The sequence below is a fragment of the Aeromicrobium terrae genome (assembly GCF_008039565.1).
Classification (GTDB): Bacteria; Actinomycetota; Actinomycetes; order Propionibacteriales; family Nocardioidaceae; genus Aeromicrobium; species Aeromicrobium terrae.
Map to the genome: position 1 here is coordinate 87,838 of NZ_VDUX01000002.1, position 16,537 is coordinate 104,374.

A 16,537-nucleotide genomic window follows, 5' to 3' on the forward strand; every position below is an offset into this window, starting at 1 on the left:
GGCAAATCGCCCACCCCTCACGGCAATTCGACCGCCTCGCCCACGTCGCACGGCAAACCGACACATCCCATGGCAGATCTGCCGAGAGATGTGCCAGCTTGCCTACTGAACCTGGTAAACCTTCAGACGACTGACAGCGGCAGCAGCTTCCGGCCGGTGGGACCGATCTGGATCTCGGTGTCCATCTGCGGGCAGACGCCGCAGTCGAAGCACGGGGTCCAGCGGCAGTCGTCGACCTCGCGCGCGCCGGAGGGGTCGATGGCGTCCTGCCAGTCCTCCCAGAGCCAGTCGCGGTCGAGGCCGGAGTCGAGGTGGTCCCACGGCAGGACCTCGGCGTACTCGCGCTCGCGCGTCGTGTACCAGTCGAGGTCCACTGGCTCGTCGGCGAGCGCCTCGGCCGTCTTGGCCTCCCAGCGCTCGTAGGAGAAGTGCTCGCTCCAGCCGTCGAACCGGCCGCCGTCGCGCCAGACGGCCTCGATGACCCGGCCGACCCGGCGGTCGCCCCGCGAGAGGAGTCCTTCGATCGTGCCGGGCTTGCCGTCGTGGTACCGGAAGCCGATGGCGCGGCCGAACCGCTTGTCGGACTGCACGGACGCCCGCAGCTTCCGCAGCCGCTCGTCCGTGGTCTCGTGGTCCAGCTGAGCCGCCCACTGGAACGGCGTGTGCGGCTTGGGCACGAACCCGCCGATCGACACCGTGCACCGGATGTCCTTGCGGCCGGACACCTCGCGCCCGACCTCGATGACCTTCTTGGCCAGCTCGCCGATCTGCAGGACGTCCTCGTCGGTCTCGGTGGGCAGGCCGCACATGAAGTAGAGCTTCACCTGGCGCCAGCCGTGCGAGTACGCGGCGGAGACCGTCCGGATCAGGTCCTCCTCGCTGACCATCTTGTTGATGACCTTGCGCAGCCGCTCGCTGCCGCCCTCCGGGGCGAACGTCAGGCCCGAGCGCCGGCCGTTGCGGCTGAACTCGTTGGCGAGGGTGATGTTGAAGGCGTCGACGCGGGTGGACGGGAGGGACAGCGACGTGTTGGAGCCCTCGTAGCGGTCGCCGAGCTGCTTGGCGATCTCGCCGATCTCGGTGTGGTCGGCGCTGGACAGGCTCAGCAGGCCCACCTCGTCGAGGCCGGACTTCGCCAGCCCGTTCTCGACCATCGCGCCGATGGTCTGCAGCGAGCGCTCCCGCACGGGCCGGGTGATCATGCCCGCCTGGCAGAACCGGCAGCCGCGGGTGCAGCCGCGGAAGATCTCGACGGAGTAGCGCTCGTGCACCGTCTCGGCCAGCGGCACGAGCGGGTTCTTGGGGTACGGCCAGGCGTCGAGGTCCATGAGCGTGTGCTTGGTGACGCGCCACGGGATGCCCGGGCGGTTCGGCACCACGCGTTGGATCCGGCCGTCGGGCAGGTACGAGACGTCGTAGAACTGCGGCACGTAGACACCGCCGGAGACCGCGAGCCGGCGCAGGACCTCCTCGCGTCCGCCAGGCCGGCCCTCGGACTTCCACTCGCGGACGACCTCGCTGATCGCGACGACGACCTCCTCGCCGTCACCGAGGACGGCGGCGTCGATGAAGTCGGCGATGGGCTCGGGGTTGAACGCCGAGTGCCCGCCCGCCAGCACGATCGGGTGGTCGTCCGTCCGATCGACCGCGTGCAGCGGGATGCCGGCGAGGTCGAGTGCCGTGAGCAGGTTGGTGTAACCGAGCTCGGTGGAGAAGGACACGCCCAGCAGGTCGAACGCGCTGACGGGGCGGTGGGCGTCGACGGTGAACTGCTCGATGCCGTGCTCGCGCATCACCGCCTCCATGTCCGCGAAGACGGCGTACGTGCGCTCGGCGAGGATCCAGTCGCGCTCGTTGAGCACCTCGTAGAGGATCTGCACCCCCTGGTTCGGCAGGCCCACCTCGTAGGCGTCGGGGTACATGAGCGCCCAGCGGACGTCCGCGGCGTCCCAGTCCTTCACCGTCGCGTTCAGCTCGCCGCCGACGTACTGGATCGGCTTGCTGACGGAGGGCAGCAACGGCTCCAGGCGCGGGAAGAGTGACTCGACAGGCATAGGCACCAGGGTAGGCGGGTGTTCCTCCTCACACGAGGCCGCGTGGCACGCGGAACGGCAAGGTTTCTCTCAGGTTCCGTTCCTAGCGTCGAACGCTGACCTCGAGGGCCACCGCCCTCGGTTGCCCCCGATGTACCAGGACGATCTCCTATGCACCTCGGTGCCCACCAGGGCCGCCACCGCGCGCCCCGAACCGCCATCCGAACCCGATTTCTCGACCGCCGGACCGTGGCCGCCACGGCCGTCGCCAGCCTCCTCGTCACCGGCGTCGCCGTCGGCGCCGAGACGATCGTCGGCTCGCAGGCCGACGCCGGCCAGGCCTCCCAGGCTGCTCCCGTGGACGACTCCGCGCTCGGCGTCGCGGCCGACCGCGTCTCCCGCAGCACGCTGCGCCCGGCGATCGCCGAGCTCCAGAAGGAGCAGAAGGAGCGCGCCGCGGCGCTGAAGGACCCCCGCACCGCCGCCCGGCAGCTGCTCGCCGAACGCGGGTGGGCGGGCGAGTTCTCCTGCCTCGACGCGCTCTGGAGCGGCGAGAGCGGCTGGGACCCGCGCGCCACGAACCAGTCGTCCGGCGCCTACGGCATCCCGCAGTCGCTGCCCGCCACGAAGATGGCGACCGCCGGCAAGGACTGGCGGACGAACCCGATCACGCAGATCCGCTGGGGCCTCGGCTACATCGAGGCGTCCTACGGGTCACCGTGCGCGGCGCAGGCGTTCAAGCAGGGCCACGGCTGGTACTGACCGTGGTCAGGGCGCGTTGACCGCCCAGTTGAACCGCGGCGCGTCGTGACCGCGCGCGATGGTGACCGCCATCCAGACGCTCATCATCATCTCGGTGGCCGACGCCGTCTCGATGCCGCCGAGGTCGACCATCTGCTCCGGCCGCCAGCCGAACGTGGCCAGCAGCTCACGGACGCGATCTTTCGCGCCGGCGTCGTCCCCGCTCAGGAACACGACGTGGTCGCCGGGCACGATCGACGGGTCGGCCATCACGGCGCAGTTCATCGTGTTGAGGCTCTTGACCACGTAGGTCTCCGGGAACGCCTCCTGCAGCCGGCGGCCGACCGAGCTCTCCGCCGTGGCCGTCGGGACCGGGAAGCCGCCGCCCTCGCGGGGCACGAGCTCGTTCGACAGGTCGACGACGGTCTTCCCTGCCAGGGCCTCGGCCCCGATCGACTCGAGCACAGCCGTCGAGTTCACGCCGTTCGTCGCGTTCACGACGAGGTCGGCGTGCGCGGCCGCGTCCGCGAAGGACCCGGTCCGGACGTCCAGGTCGGCGAACGCCTCCAGGCTGGACGACTCGGCCGACCGCGCACCCACCACGACGTCGACCCCGAGCTCGGCGAGGCGAGCGGCGAGCGTCCGCCCCACGATGCCCGTGCCGAGCAGGCCGACGCGCTCCATCACAGGTCGGGGAACCAGAGGGCGATCTCGCGCTCGGCCGACTCCGCGGAGTCGGAGGCGTGCACGAGGTTCTCGCGGTTGGAGAGGGACAGGTCGCCGCGGATGGTGCCCGGCGCGGCCTGCCGACCGTCGGTGGCGCCGTTGAGGGCACGCACGACGGCGATGGCCTCGTCGCCCTCGAGCACCAGCGCCACGAGCGGGCCGGACGTCGCGAACTCCCGCAACGGCGGGTAGAAGTCGCGCTCGACGTGCTCGGCGTAGTGCGCGTCGGCCTGATCCCCGGTGATGGTGCGCAGCTCCATCGCGACGATGCCGAGGCCCTTCGCCTCGAAGCGCGACAGGACGTGCCCGACGAGGCCGCGACGGACGGCATCGGGCTTGAGCAGGACCAGCGTTCGTTCCATGCCGGTCAACGTATCGTGCAGCGCATGGTGGGTAGAGGGTGGTGGCGCGACGCCGTCGTCTACCAGGTCTACCCCCGTTCGTGGGCCGACGCCGACGGCGACGGCATCGGTGACCTGCCCGGCATCACGGCCCGGCTCGACCACCTCGTCGCACTCGGCGTCGACGCGCTCTGGCTGTCGCCGTTCTACGTCTCCCCTCAGAACGACGGCGGCTACGACGTGGCCGACCACCGCGACGTCGACCCGCTCTTCGGCGACCTCGCGGCGTTCGATGCCCTCCTCACGCGCGCCCACGACCTCGGCCTGCGGGTGATCGTCGACGTCGTGCCCAACCACACCTCGAGCGAGCACCCGTGGTTCCGCGAGGCGCTCGCCGCCGAGCCGGGCAGCCCCGCCCGGGCCCGGTACCTGTTCCGCGACGGCCGCGGCCCCGACGGCGCCGAGCCGCCGAACAACTGGACCAGCAACTTCGGCGGACCGGCGTGGTCGCGCGTGCCGGACGGGCAGTGGTACCTGCACCTCTTCGACGTCACCCAGCCCGACCTCGACTGGTCGAACCCCGAGGTCGGCGACGAGTACGAGTCGGTGCTGCGCTTCTGGCTCGAGCGCGGCGTCGACGGGTTCCGCATCGACGTCGCCCACGGCATGGTCAAGGCCGACGGCCTGCCGGACACGACCGGACCGTGGGACTCCTCCGTCGATCCGACCGGCAGCCAGCCGATGTGGGACCAGCCCGGCGTGCACGAGATCCACCGCCGGTGGCGCCGCGTCGTCGACGAGTACGACGATCGCATCCTCTGTGCCGAGGCGTGGGTGCTCCCCGACGACGCGCTCGCCCGCTACGTCCGCGCCGACGAGCTGCACCAGTCGTTCAACTTCGCCTATCTGATGACGCCCTGGGTCGCCGCCGACCTGCGTCACACCATCACGGCGACGCTGGCCGCCGCCGAGGCCGTCGGTGCCCCGCAGACCTGGGTGCTGTCGAACCACGACGTCGTGCGCCACGCCAGCCGGTTCGGGCTCCCCCAGCGCTCCGGACGACCGTCTCGTGTCCCCGGCATCGGCCCCGAGGATCCGCAGCCCGACGCGGCCCTCGGCCTGCGGCGAGCGCGCGCCGCGACGACGCTCATGCTCGCCCTGCCGGGCTCGGCGTACCTGTACCAGGGCGAGGAGCTGGGCCTGCCCGAGGCGACCCGGCTGCCCGACGACGCGCTGCAGGACCCGACCTGGGAACGATCGGGCCACCGGTCCCGCGGCCGCGACGGCTGCCGTGTGCCGATGCCGTGGGCGGGCGCGGCTCCGTCGCTCGGCTTCGGACCGGGCGACCATCCATGGCTCCCCCAGCCGGCCGAGTACGCCGACCTCGCCGTCGACCGCCAGGACGGCGACGAGACGTCCACGCTCGAGCTCTACCGCCGCCTCCTGCGAGCACGCCGAGAGCTGCGGCCGGGCCTCGGGCGCCTCGTCTGGCGGGACGCTCCGGACGACGTCCTGGGCCTCGACGTCGACCTCCCCGACGGCGGAACCCTGACCGTCCTCGCCAACCTCGGGACCAGCGACTACGCCCTTCCGGACGGTCTCGAGGTGCTGCTCGTGAGCGACGGGTCGGACGCCGGAGAGCTCCTGCCGCCGGACACGGCGGCGTGGACCCGCCCGGTTGCGCGCTGAGGCGATCCGGTCGTACGTTCAGGATCACGAAGTGGCGGGGGTCACACTGGGGAGGTCGGATCGGATGACGGCAGACGCAGCGGGCCGAGCCAGCGTCAAGCGTGTCTGGGCAGTCGCTGCGGCGTCGATCATGATCCTCGCCGGCCTGTCCGCGTGCGGCGGTGATTCCGGCAAGCCGACGCTGAACTGGTACATCAACCCGGACGGTCAGGTCACGCTGAACCAGCTGGCCAAGGACTGCAGCACCGACGAGTACACGATCAAGATCCAGCTGCTCCCGGCGAGCGCCACCGACCAGCGAACCCAGCTGGCGCGTCGCCTCGCCGCGAAGGACAGCTCCACCGACCTGATGAGCCTGGACCCGGTCTTCGTGCCGGAGTTCGCCAACGCCAAGTGGCTCGCCCCGTTCACCGGCGACCTCAAGGGCAAGGTCCTCGACGACGACGTGCTGGACGGCGCCGCCAAGACGGTCACCTGGGAGGACAAGGTCGTGGCCGCCCCGCAGTGGGCCAACACGCAGGTGCTCTGGTACCGGAAGTCGCTGGCCGAGGCCGCCGGTCTCGACACCAGCAAGCCCGTCACCTGGGACCAGATCATCAAGGCGGCGGCCGACAACGACGGCACCGTCGGGGTCCAGGCCAACAAGTACGAGGCCTACGTCGTGTGGATCAACGCCCTCATCCAGGGCGCCGGCGGCAACATCCTCGACCCGTCCACCGTCGAGGACGGCCGCGACGCGAAGGTGACGATCAACTCCGAGGCGGGCAAGAGGGCCGCCGGCGTGATCCGGGAGCTCGCGCGCTCCAGCGCCAAGCAGCCCGACTTCACCACCTCCAACGAGGGCACCTCGCTCGGACGGATGTACCCGGCCAAGGGCGCCGGGGAGTTCATGACCAACTGGACCTTCGTCTACAAGAACTACGAGGGCCTGATCGGCAAGCCCGGCGGACCCGCCGACAAGGAGGCGTTCTCCGACCTCGGCTGGCTCCGGTACCCCGAGACGGTCGCGGGCGAGGCCTCCAAGCCGCCGATCGGTGGCATCGACATCGGTGTCGGGGCGTACTCCAAGCACCTCGACTTCGCCCAGCAGGCCGCCGCGTGCGTCACCAGCCCGAAGGCGCAGACCGCGTTGGCGGTCAACGAGGGCCTGATGCCGTCGAGGCAGTCCGTCTACGACTCCGAGGAGCTGAAGAAGGCGTACCCGCCGGACCTGCTCCAGCTGTTCAGCACGAGCATCTCCGAAGGCGGGCCGCGACCGAAGAGCGCCTTCTACAGCCAGATCTCCAGCGCGGTGCAGTCCGTCTGGCACTCGCCGTCCTCGGTCAGTGACCGCACCCCGAAGAAGTCGGCGTCCTTCCTGAAGGACGTCCTGAGCGGGAAGGCTCTGCTGTGACCGTACAGACAGCAACGGCACCCGGACGCGTCACGGAGGAGTCCGAGCGGGCGAAGGCGGAGAACACGCTCGGTCGCCAGCTGGTGCTCCCCGCGATCGTCCTGATGATGGTCGTCACCGCGTTCCCGATGCTCCGGGCGCTCTACCTGTCGCTCTTCGACTACAGCCTCACCGCGCCCGACGACCGCGACTTCGTCGGCCTGTCGAACTACTGGACGGCCCTGTCGGACTCGCTGTTCTGGCGCGACACCGCCAACACCGTGATGATCATGGTCGTCACTGTGGCCGTCGAGCTGGTCATCGGCTTCGCGTTCGCCATGGTCATGCACCGCGTGATCTTCGCCCGCGGGGTCATCCGCACGTCGATCCTCATCCCCTACGGCATCATCACGGTCGTCTCCGGCTTCGCCTGGCAGTTCGCGTTCTCCAACTCCAACGGATTCGTCAACGGCTGGCTGCCGTTCATGGGCGACGACTTCAACTGGTTCGCCCAGTACGACTCGTCGATCATCGCGATCATGGCGTCGGAGATCTGGAAGACGACGCCGTTCATGTCCCTGCTGCTGCTCGCTGGGCTCGCCAACGTCTCCGAGGACATGCTCGAGGCGGCCAAGGTCGACGGCGCGACGTGGTGGCAGCGCCTCTACAAGGTGATCCTGCCCAACATGCGCGCGGCCATCATGGTGGCGGTCCTGTTCCGGGCGCTCGACGCCTACCGCATCTTCGACAACATCTTCGTGATGACGGCGGGCGCCAACAAGACCGAGTCGATCTCGTTCCTGACGTACAGACAGACGGTGGAGCAGTTCCAGCTCGGCATCGGATCGGCGCTGTCGGTGCTGTTGTTCCTCTCCGTGCTCGTCGTGGCGTTCCTGATCGTCAAGCTCTTCCGGGTCGATCTCGCCCAGGCCAGGCAGGAGTGAAGCGATGAACATGACCAAGAACCGCGTCGGTATCGTCATCGGCTGCGCCCTCATCCTCGGCTGGTGCCTGCTGCCGGTGGCCTGGATCATCTCCCTGTCGTTCAAGTCGCAGGAGGCCATCACCAACGGCAGCCCGGGCTTCTTCCCCTCCTCGGGCACCGGGGCCGGCTGGAAGAACTACGAGGACGTCCTCAAGGACGACCAGTTCAAGCACGCGATCTTCAACTCGATCGGCATCTCGCTGATCTCCACGGTGCTCTCGGTGATCATCGCGACGCTCGCCGCCTACGCCATCGCCCGCCTGGAGTTCCGCGGCAAGCGGTTCGTGCTCACCACGGCCCTCGTGATCGCGATGTTCCCGGTCGTGTCGCTGGTCAGCCCGCTGTTCGACATGTGGCGCACGTTCGGCATCTACGACACCTGGCTCGGACTGATCCTGCCGTACATGTCGTTCACGCTGCCACTGGCGATCTGGACCCTGTCCGCCTTCTTCCGGGAGATCCCGTGGGAGATGGAGCAGGCAGCCCAGGTGGACGGCGCCACGTCGTGGCAGGCCTTCCGCAAGGTGATCGTGCCGCTGGCCGCACCGGGCGTGTTCACCGCCGCGATCCTGACGTTCTTCTTCGCGTGGAACGACTTCGTCTTCGGCATCTCGCTGACGTCGACGGAGAACGCCCGCCCGATCCCCGCAGCGCTGTCGTTCTTCGTCGGCGCCGACCCGTTCAACCGACCGGCTTCGTTGCTCGCGGCAGGAGCCGTCGTCGCCACGATCCCGATCATCGTGATCGTGCTGTTCTTCCAGCGCAAGATCGTTGCCGGCCTCACCTCCGGCGCAGTGAAGGGATGACCTGATGGCCACCATCGAGATGAAGAACATCGTCAAGAAGTACGGCGACGGCTTCCCGGCGGTCAACGACATCAGCATCGACGTCGCGGACGGCGAGTTCGTCATCCTCGTCGGCCCGTCCGGCTGCGGGAAGTCGACGCTGCTGCGCATGATCGTCGGTCTCGAGGACATCACCAGCGGCGACATGATCGTCGACGGGAAGCGGGTCAACGACCTCGCCCCGCGCGACCGCAACCTGGCGATGGTCTTCCAGAACTACGCGCTGTACCCGCACCTGACGGTCTACGAGAACATCGCGTTCCCGCTGCGCCTGGCCGGCAAGTCCGAGTCCGAGATCGACCAGAAGGTGCGCGAGGCGAGCAAGACCCTGGAGCTCGACGAGCACCTCGAGCGCAAGCCCGCCAACCTCTCCGGCGGCCAGCGCCAGCGCGTCGCGATGGGCCGCGCGATCGTCCGCGACGCAAAGGCGTTCCTGTTCGACGAGCCGCTGTCCAACCTCGACGCCAAGCTGCGCGGCCAGATGCGCACGGAGATCGCCCGCCTGCAGAAGCGGCTCGGCATCACCACGGTCTACGTCACGCACGACCAGACCGAGGCCATGACGCTGGGCGACCGCGTTGCCGTCATGAAGCGTGGCGTCCTGCAGCAGCTGGCCACGCCGCGCGAGCTCTACGAGCAGCCGGTCAACCTGTTCGTCGCCGGCTTCATCGGCTCCCCGCCGATGAACTTCCTGCCCGCCACCGTCGAGGGCGGCAAGGTCAAGCTCCCGTTCGGCGACTTCGACCTCCCGCAGGAGAAGGCCGCCAAGACCGAGGGCAAGGGCCTGCTGATGGCCGGCATCCGTCCGGAGCACTTCGAGGACGCCAGCGTGATGGACGGCGGCAGCGACTCGACGTTCACCGCGAAGATCGACGTCCGCGAGTGGCTCGGCGACCAGCAGTACGCCTACATCCCGTACGAAGCCGAGCAGCAGGTCCAGGACCAGCTCAAGGAGCTGGCCAAGGAGGTCGACAGCGAGTCGCTGCGCACTCAGCTCGTGGTCTCCCTGGACTCGGCGAGCCGGGTCGAGGAGGGCCAGGAGGCAACGCTGCACATCGACACGAGGAAGATGCACCTCTTCGACCCGTCGAGCGGCGACAACCTCACGGTTGGTCTGTAGCGCCTTCTTCGGCGGCCCAGCGGGCCTTGTCGGCCTCGATCTTGCGACCGAGGAAGAACGCGGCGAACCAGAGCGCCGCGAAGAGCGCGCCCACGGCGAACATCGTCGGCACCAGGAAGCCGAGGCCGATCGCGGCCACCTGGACAGCGTGACCGAGCCAGTAGGCCCAGGCGTGCCGCAGCAGTCCGGCCGTGACGACGCACAACGCGGCCAGTCCGAGCCCGACGCCGAGCGCGGTGCCCTTGTCGACGTCCTCGACGGAGATCATCACCGGCACGCTCAGCGCGAGGATGACGGCCTCGAGCGAAAGCATCGCGGCGCACATCGCCCTCATGCGGGGTCGCCCCCGAGCAGCACGCGGGCCTCGCCGACGGTGATGACGGACCCGGTCACCAGCACTCCCCCGCTGCCGATCGCATCCTCGTAGCCCTCCGTCGACTCCGCCATGGAGATCCCGCGCTCGAGCGCGTCGTCGAGGCGGGGCACGACGGTGACGCGGTCGGCGCCGAACAGGTCCTCGGCGATCTCGCCGAGCTCGCGGGCCGGCATGGCGCGCGGCGTGCTGTTCTGCGTGCAGACGATCTCGGAGAGCACCGGCTCGAGGAGGCGCAGGATCTCCTCGACGTCCTTGTCGGCCATCACGCCGACGACGCCGACGAGCGGGCTGAGCTCGAACGCGTCCTGCACGGCCTCGAGCGCGGCCTGGATGCCGTGCGGGTTGTGCGCCGCGTCCAGCAGGACCGCGGGGCTGCGGCGGATGACCTCGAGCCGGCCGGGCGACGACACCTCGGCGAACGCGGTTCGCACGACGTCGGCGTCGAGCTCGTTCGAGCCGGTGAACGCCTCGACGGCAGCCAGCGCGTAGGCGGCGTTGCGGGCCTGGTGGGCACCATGGAGCGGCAGGAAGACCTCGTCATACCGGCCGGCGATGCCCTGGAGGTCGACCTGCTGGCCGCCCAGCGCCCCGAGCCGCTCGGCCACCCCGAAGTCGACGCCCTCACGGAGCACGGTGGCGCCGACGTCGACGACGCGACGCATCAGGACGTCCATCACGTCAGGCTCCTGCTCGGCGATGACGGCGTGGCTGCCGGCCTTGATGATGCCCGCCTTCTCGACGGCGATGGTCTCGGCGCGGTCGCCGAGGTAGGAGGCGTGGTCGACGGCGATCGGCGTGACCACGGCGACCTGCCCGTCGGCGACGTTGGTGGCGTCCCAGGCGCCACCCATGCCGACCTCGACGACGACGGCGTCGACCGGGGCGTCCGCGAACGCGGCGAACGCCATGGCGACCGTCATCTCGAAGAACGAGAGTGGATGGGACTGTGAGTCGTCGACGATCTGCGCGTACGCGGCGACGTCGGCGAAGGCGTCGACGAACTCCTCCTCCGTGAGCGGGACGCCGTCGATGCTGATGCGCTCGGTCATCGACTGCAGGTGCGGGCTGGTGAACCGTCCGGTGCGCAGGTCCAGGCCGCGGAGAAGGGCATCGATCATCCGTGCGGTGGACGTCTTGCCGTTGGTGCCGGTGAGGTGGACCACCGGGTAGGCGCGCTGCGGGTCGCCGAGGAGACGGCACAGCGCCGCGATGCGGTCGAGCGACGGTTCCAGGCGGCTCTCGGGCCATCGCCCGAGCAGCGCGTGCTCGACCTCGGCATAGGTGGGTCTCATCGTGACCAGTATCTCAGGGACTTCCCCGATGGTTTCGGCGCGGGTTCACGAGAGAATGAGGCAGTGAACCGACAGATCGCAGGGTGGGTCGTCCACCACTGGGCCAAATGGGTCGTGCTCGTCCTCTCGCTCGTCCTCATCGGCTCGATGGGGTTCCTGGGCGGCAAGCTGACGAGCATCCAGAAGAACGACGTCGGCTCCTGGTTGCCGGGTGACGCGGAGTCCACCCAGGTGATCAACGAGTCGAAGTCGTTCACCAACCCCGACGCGATCCCGGTCGTCGTCCTCTACGTGCGCGACGCGGGCATCACCCCCGCCGACCTGGTCAAGGCCAAGAGCGACGTCGCCGCCGTGGCGAAGGTCGCCTTCGTCGACGACAACATCGTCGGCCCGATCCCGTCCCAGGACGGCAAGGCGGTGCAGATCACCGCGAACATCGACGTCGGCAGCGACGGCTGGGACAAGCTGCCCGGCGTCATGGACCACATCGACGACGTGGTCAAGAAGGGCGACAACGGCATGAACGTCCGGCTCGCCGGACCGGCGGCGTTCGGCGCCGACCAGGCCGAGGCGTTCTCCGGCGTCGACGGCATCCTCCTGCTCGTCGCGCTCGTCATCGTCTTCGTCATCCTGCTGCTCACCTACCGCAGCCTCCAGCTCGCGATCCTGTTCCTGATCTGCGGCGTCGGCGCCGTCGGCACGGCCCAGGGCGTCGTCTACCTGCTGGCCAAGTACGGCCACCTCACCGTGAACGGGCAGAGCCAGGCCATCCTCAGCGTGCTCGTGCTGGGCGCGGGGGTCGACTACGCCCTCCTGCTCGTGGCCCGGTACCGCGAGGAGCTGCACAACTTCGAGGACCGGCACGACGCGATGGCGCACGCCCTGCACCGCGCCGCGCCCGCCGTCCTCGCCAGCGGCGCCACCGTCATCCTCGGCCTGCTGTGCCTGTCGTTCGCTCAGATGAACTCCACCAGCAGCCTCGGCCCGGTCGGTGCGGCCGGCATCGCCTGCGCCCTGCTGATCATGATGGTGCTGCTGCCGGCTCTGCTGGTCATCGTCGGACGCTGGATCTTCTGGCCGTTCGTCCCGCGCTTCGGCACACCGCTCAAGACCGACCACGGCGTCTGGGCCCGCGTGGGTCAGCGCATCGCGAAGCGCCCGCGCGTCGTGTGGGCCACCACCGTGGTGATCCTCGGTGCGCTCACCGTGGGCATCGTCCAGCTCGACGCCACCGGACTGTCCAACAAGGACACGTTCACCACGGAGCAGCCGTCGGTCGTCGCGGAGGAGATGGTCTCCCAGCACTTCCCGGGCGGCGCCGGCAACCCGGTCGCGGTCATCACCAAGACGGCCGAGGCCGACGCGGTGAAGCAGGCCTTCCAGGACACCGAGGGCATCGCGCCCGACACGGTCCAGGTGCTCGGCTCGAAGAAGGGCCTCAGCTACCTCGAGGGCACGCTCGCCGCGGCCCCCGACTCCAAGGCCGCGTTCGACACCGTCGACCGCGTCCGCGACGCCGTCGACGACGTCAAGGGCGCCGACGCGAAGGTGGGCGGCAACACGGCGGTCAACCACGACGTCCAGAACGCCTCGAGCGCCGACAACCGGCTGATCATCCCGATCATCCTGCTGGTGGTCTTCCTGATCCTGGCACTCCTGCTTCGGGCCTTGGTCGCGCCGTTGATCCTGCTCGGCACGGTCGTGCTGTCGTTCGGAGCGGCGCTGGGCATCAGCGCGCTCGTCTTCAAGCACGTGTTCGGGTTCGCCGGCGCAGACTCGTCGTTCCCGCTGTTCGCGTTCGTGTTCCTCGTCGCCCTCGGCATCGACTACAACATCTTCCTGATGACCCGCGTGCGGGAGGAGGCGCTGGAGCTCGGCACTCGGCGCGGTGCGCTGATCGGCATCGCTGCCACCGGCGGCGTGATCACGTCGGCGGGCCTGGTGCTGGCCGGCACGTTCGCGGCCCTGGGATCGCTGCCGATCGTCTTCGTCGCCGAGCTCGGGTTCTGCGTCGCGGTCGGTGTCCTGCTCGACACGATCGTCGTCCGGTCCGTGCTGGTGACGGCGCTGAACCTCGACGTCGGCCGACACATGTGGTGGCCGTCGAAGCTCGGGCAGAAGCAGGACGTCGAGGTCGACGAGACTGCGACCGACGCGGAGGCCGTCCGGGTCTGAGCAGCGGGGACGGTGCTCCTAGACTTGTCGCCCGTGAGCACCGTCCCCGACAAGCCCGTCCTCGAAGGCCTCGAGGAGGTGTGGTCCGCCCGCTGGCAGGAGCAGGGCACCTACACCTTCGACCGCAGCCGGAGCCGCGACGAGATCTACTCGATCGACACGCCGCCGCCCACCGTCTCCGGGTCGCTGCACGTCGGCCACGTGTTCAGCTACACGCACACCGACCTCATCGCCCGCTACCAGCGGATGCGCGGCAAGGAGGTCTTCTACCCGATGGGCTGGGACGACAACGGCCTGCCGACCGAGCGCCGGGTACAGAACTACTACGGCGTCCGGTGCGACCCGTCGCTCCCCTATGACCCCGACTTCACACCCCCGGCCAAGCCCGATGCCAAGCGCCAGGTCGCGATCAGCCGCCGCAACTTCATCGAGCTGTGCAACGAGCTCGTCCAGGAGGACGAGAAGGTCTTCGAGAGCCTGTGGCGCACGCTCGGTCTCTCGGTCGACTGGTCGCAGACCTACACCACGATCGGCGCCGACTCGCAGACCGTCTCGCAGCGCGCGTTCCTGCGGAACGTGGCCCGCGGCGAGGCGTACCAGCAGGACGCGCCGACGCTCTGGGACGTCACGTACCAGACCGCCGTCGCGCAGGCCGAGCTCGAGGCCCGCGACTACCCGGGCGCCTACCACCGCGTCGCCTATCACCACGCTGACGGCCCGGTGTACATCGAGACCACCCGCCCGGAGCTGACGCCGGCGGCGGTCGCGCTCATCGCGCACCCGGACGACGAGCGCTACCAGCACCTGTTCGGCAGCACGGTCACGTCGCCGATCTTCGGCGTCGAGGTGCCCGTCATCGCCCACACGCTCGCGGACCCCGAGAAGGGCTCCGGCATCGTGCACTGCTGCACCTTCGGCGACCTCACCGACGTCCAGTGGTGGCGCGAGTTCGACCTGCCCAACCGCACGGTCATCGCGCGCGACGGCCGCATCCTGCGCGAGGTGCCGGACTGGATCACCACCGACGCCGGCCGCGAGCTGTTCGCCGAGCTGTCCGGCAAGACCACGTTCACCGCGCGTGAGCTGATCACCGAGGCGCTCAAGGCGAGCGGCGACCTCGACGGCGAGCCCGAGCCCACGCAGCGCATGACGAACTTCTACGAGCGCGGCGACAAGCCGCTGGAGATCGTCTCCACGCGCCAGTGGTACATCACCAACGGCGGCCGGGACGCCGACCTGCGCAGCGCCCTGGTCGCCCGGGGCGACGAGATCGAGTGGATCCCCGGCTACATGCAGTCGCGGTACTCGAACTGGATCGAGGGCCTCAACGGCGACTGGCTGATCAGCCGGCAGCGGTTCTTCGGCATCCCGTTCCCGGTCTGGTACCCGCTCGACGACGACTCACAGCCGCGCTACGACGCGCCCATCTTCGCCGAGGAGGCCGCCCTTCCGGTCGACCCGGCGTCGCAGGCCCCGCCCGGCTACGACGAGGCGCAGCGCGGTCAGCCCGGCGGCTTCATGGCCGACCCGGACGTCCTCGACACGTGGGCGACGTCGTCCCTCACGCCGCAGATCGTCTGCGGCTGGGAGCGCGACCCGGAGCTGTTCGAGAAGACGTTCCCGATGGACCTGAGGCCCCAGGCGCACGACATCATCCGCACCTGGTTGTTCTCCACGGTCACGCGTTCGCACCTGGAGCACGGCGAGGTGCCGTGGAGCCACGCCGCGCTCTCCGGGTTCGTCGTCGATCCCGACCGCAAGAAGATGAGCAAGAGCAAGGGCAACGTCGTCGTCCCCGACGAGATCCTCGCCAAGTACGGCTCGGACGCCGTCCGCTGGCGTGCGGCGGGTGCCCGGCCCGGCGCGGACTCCCCGTTCGACGAGGGTCAGATGAAGGTCGGCCGCCGCCTCAGCATGAAGGTGCTGAACGCGAGCAAGTTCGTGCTGGCCAGCCCCGAGCAGTACGGCCTCGGCGCCGACGCCTCCCTGCTCGACCCGGCGCTCGTCACCGAGCCGCTCGACCTCGCCATGCTGCGTCGCCTGCGCCAGGTCGTCGAGGACGCCACCGAGCACCTCGACGAGTACGACTACGCGTCGGCCCTCGAGGTCACCGAGAAGTTCTTCTGGGACTTCTGCGACGACTACCTCGAGCTGGTCAAGGAGCGCGCGCGCCGGGACGACGCGTCCGGGACGTCGGCCAAGGCCGCGTTCGTGCTGGCCCTGTCGGTCCAGCTGCGCCTGCTCGCACCGTTCCTGCCCTACGTCACCGAAGAGGTGTGGTCGTGGTGGCAGGAGGGCTCGATCCACCGGTCCTCGTGGCCGGACGCCGACGTCGACCTGGCCACCGTGCCGCGTGACCCGGCCGTCCTCACGCGCGCGGCCGAGGCGCTCGCGGGCATCCGCGGCGCCAAGTCGGTGGCGAAGGTCAGCCAGCGCACCGAGGTCACCGCGGTCACCGTCCGTGCCCAGCAGGAGGCGCTGGACCTGCTCCAGCACGCGCTGGACGACGTCAAGGCCGCCGGCCGCGTGGTCGGCACCGTCGAGCTCGTGCCGTCCGACGACGGCGACGAGATGCGCGTCGACGCGGTCCTGGCCGAGGCGGAGTAGGGCGTCGGGCCGGTGCGGTTTACCCGGTTAAGTGGGTAAACCTGCACATCTCACGGCACATTCGCCGTGAGATGTGCAGGGTTTCCTGGAGATGTCGCGGGGATCGCGGCGGTTGATGCCGCGCGCCTCGTCCTGACCACTCACGGTGACGTACCGAGGCAAACATGCACTCCTGCAGGCAAATTTGCCTCGAGGAGTGTCGGTTTACCCACTTAACCGGGTAAACCTTGCTCCG

13 protein-coding genes are annotated in these 16,537 nt (G+C 69.5%); 8 read left to right on the plus strand and 5 right to left on the minus strand.

From position 1 onward, the window contains the following. Positions 1-122: 122 nt before the first annotated feature. Positions 123-2,054 carry a TIGR03960 family B12-binding radical SAM protein gene (locus FHP06_RS03955; RefSeq protein ID WP_147684033.1) on the minus strand — a complete coding sequence of 644 codons (1,932 nt, stop codon included), beginning with the start codon at positions 2,052-2,054 and terminating at the stop codon, positions 123-125. Positions 2,055-2,282: 228 nt separating this feature from the next. Between FHP06_RS03955 and FHP06_RS03960 the strand changes: the two genes are divergently transcribed. Further along, a complete protein-coding gene (locus FHP06_RS03960) occupies positions 2,283-2,795 on the plus strand; it encodes an aggregation-promoting factor C-terminal-like domain-containing protein (protein ID WP_230973400.1) in 513 nt (170 codons plus the stop codon). Between the two features lie 6 nt (positions 2,796-2,801). Here the strand turns inward: FHP06_RS03960 and FHP06_RS03965 are convergent, their stop codons facing one another. Then, positions 2,802-3,458, minus strand: a complete 657-nt coding sequence (locus FHP06_RS03965) for an NADPH-dependent F420 reductase (protein ID WP_147684035.1) — start codon at positions 3,456-3,458, stop codon at positions 2,802-2,804. Continuing rightward, a complete protein-coding gene (ndk, locus tag FHP06_RS03970) occupies positions 3,458-3,862 on the minus strand; it encodes a nucleoside-diphosphate kinase (protein WP_147684037.1) in 405 nt (134 codons plus the stop codon). The genes FHP06_RS03965 and ndk overlap by 1 nt, the downstream gene beginning before the upstream one ends. Positions 3,863-3,886: 24 nt before the next feature. Here ndk and FHP06_RS03975 point away from each other — a divergent pair, with 24 nt between their 5' ends. The 5 genes from FHP06_RS03975 (at position 3,887) to FHP06_RS03995 (ending at position 9,852) form a co-directional block, all read left to right on the plus strand. Further along, positions 3,887-5,530, plus strand: a complete 1,644-nt coding sequence (locus tag FHP06_RS03975) for a glycoside hydrolase family 13 protein (RefSeq protein ID WP_147684039.1) — start codon at positions 3,887-3,889, stop codon at positions 5,528-5,530. 64 nt (positions 5,531-5,594) lie between these two features. Further along, positions 5,595-6,923 carry an extracellular solute-binding protein gene (locus FHP06_RS03980; protein ID WP_147684041.1) on the plus strand — a complete coding sequence of 443 codons (1,329 nt, stop codon included), beginning with the start codon at positions 5,595-5,597 and terminating at the stop codon, positions 6,921-6,923. Further along, complete coding sequence (locus FHP06_RS03985) at positions 6,920-7,846, plus strand: carbohydrate ABC transporter permease (RefSeq protein ID WP_230973401.1); 927 nt, start codon at positions 6,920-6,922, stop codon at positions 7,844-7,846. Before FHP06_RS03980 ends, FHP06_RS03985 begins: the two co-directional genes overlap by 4 nt. A gap of 4 nt (positions 7,847-7,850) precedes the next feature. Then, positions 7,851-8,693, plus strand: a complete 843-nt coding sequence (locus tag FHP06_RS03990) for a carbohydrate ABC transporter permease (RefSeq protein WP_147684043.1) — start codon at positions 7,851-7,853, stop codon at positions 8,691-8,693. 4 nt (positions 8,694-8,697) lie between these two features. Beyond that, entirely contained in the window at positions 8,698-9,852 is a 1,155-nt protein-coding gene (locus FHP06_RS03995) for an ABC transporter ATP-binding protein (RefSeq protein ID WP_147684045.1), read from the plus strand. Here FHP06_RS03995 and FHP06_RS04000 read toward each other — a convergent pair. Together FHP06_RS04000 and FHP06_RS04005 are read right to left on the minus strand one after the other, a co-directional pair. Next, a complete protein-coding gene (locus tag FHP06_RS04000) occupies positions 9,836-10,186 on the minus strand; it encodes a DUF4233 domain-containing protein (RefSeq protein WP_147684047.1) in 351 nt (116 codons plus the stop codon). The genes FHP06_RS03995 and FHP06_RS04000 overlap by 17 nt on opposite strands. Then, positions 10,183-11,520: a bifunctional folylpolyglutamate synthase/dihydrofolate synthase gene (locus FHP06_RS04005; RefSeq protein WP_147684049.1), complete on the minus strand. Its 1,338-nt coding sequence runs from the start codon at positions 11,518-11,520 to the stop codon at positions 10,183-10,185. Before FHP06_RS04005 ends, FHP06_RS04000 begins: the two co-directional genes overlap by 4 nt. 63 nt (positions 11,521-11,583) lie before the next feature. Here FHP06_RS04005 and FHP06_RS04010 point away from each other — a divergent pair, with 63 nt between their 5' ends. Together FHP06_RS04010 and valS are read left to right on the plus strand one after the other, a co-directional pair. After that, positions 11,584-13,695 (plus strand): MMPL family transporter, encoded by a 2,112-nt coding sequence (locus FHP06_RS04010; protein ID WP_147684051.1) that lies wholly within the window; start codon positions 11,584-11,586, stop codon positions 13,693-13,695. A 24-nt stretch (positions 13,696-13,719) separates the two neighbouring features. Further along, positions 13,720-16,302, plus strand: coding sequence for a valine--tRNA ligase (gene valS, locus FHP06_RS04015; RefSeq protein ID WP_147684053.1), 2,583 nt, complete (start codon positions 13,720-13,722; stop codon positions 16,300-16,302). Positions 16,303-16,537: the final 235 nt, after the last annotated feature.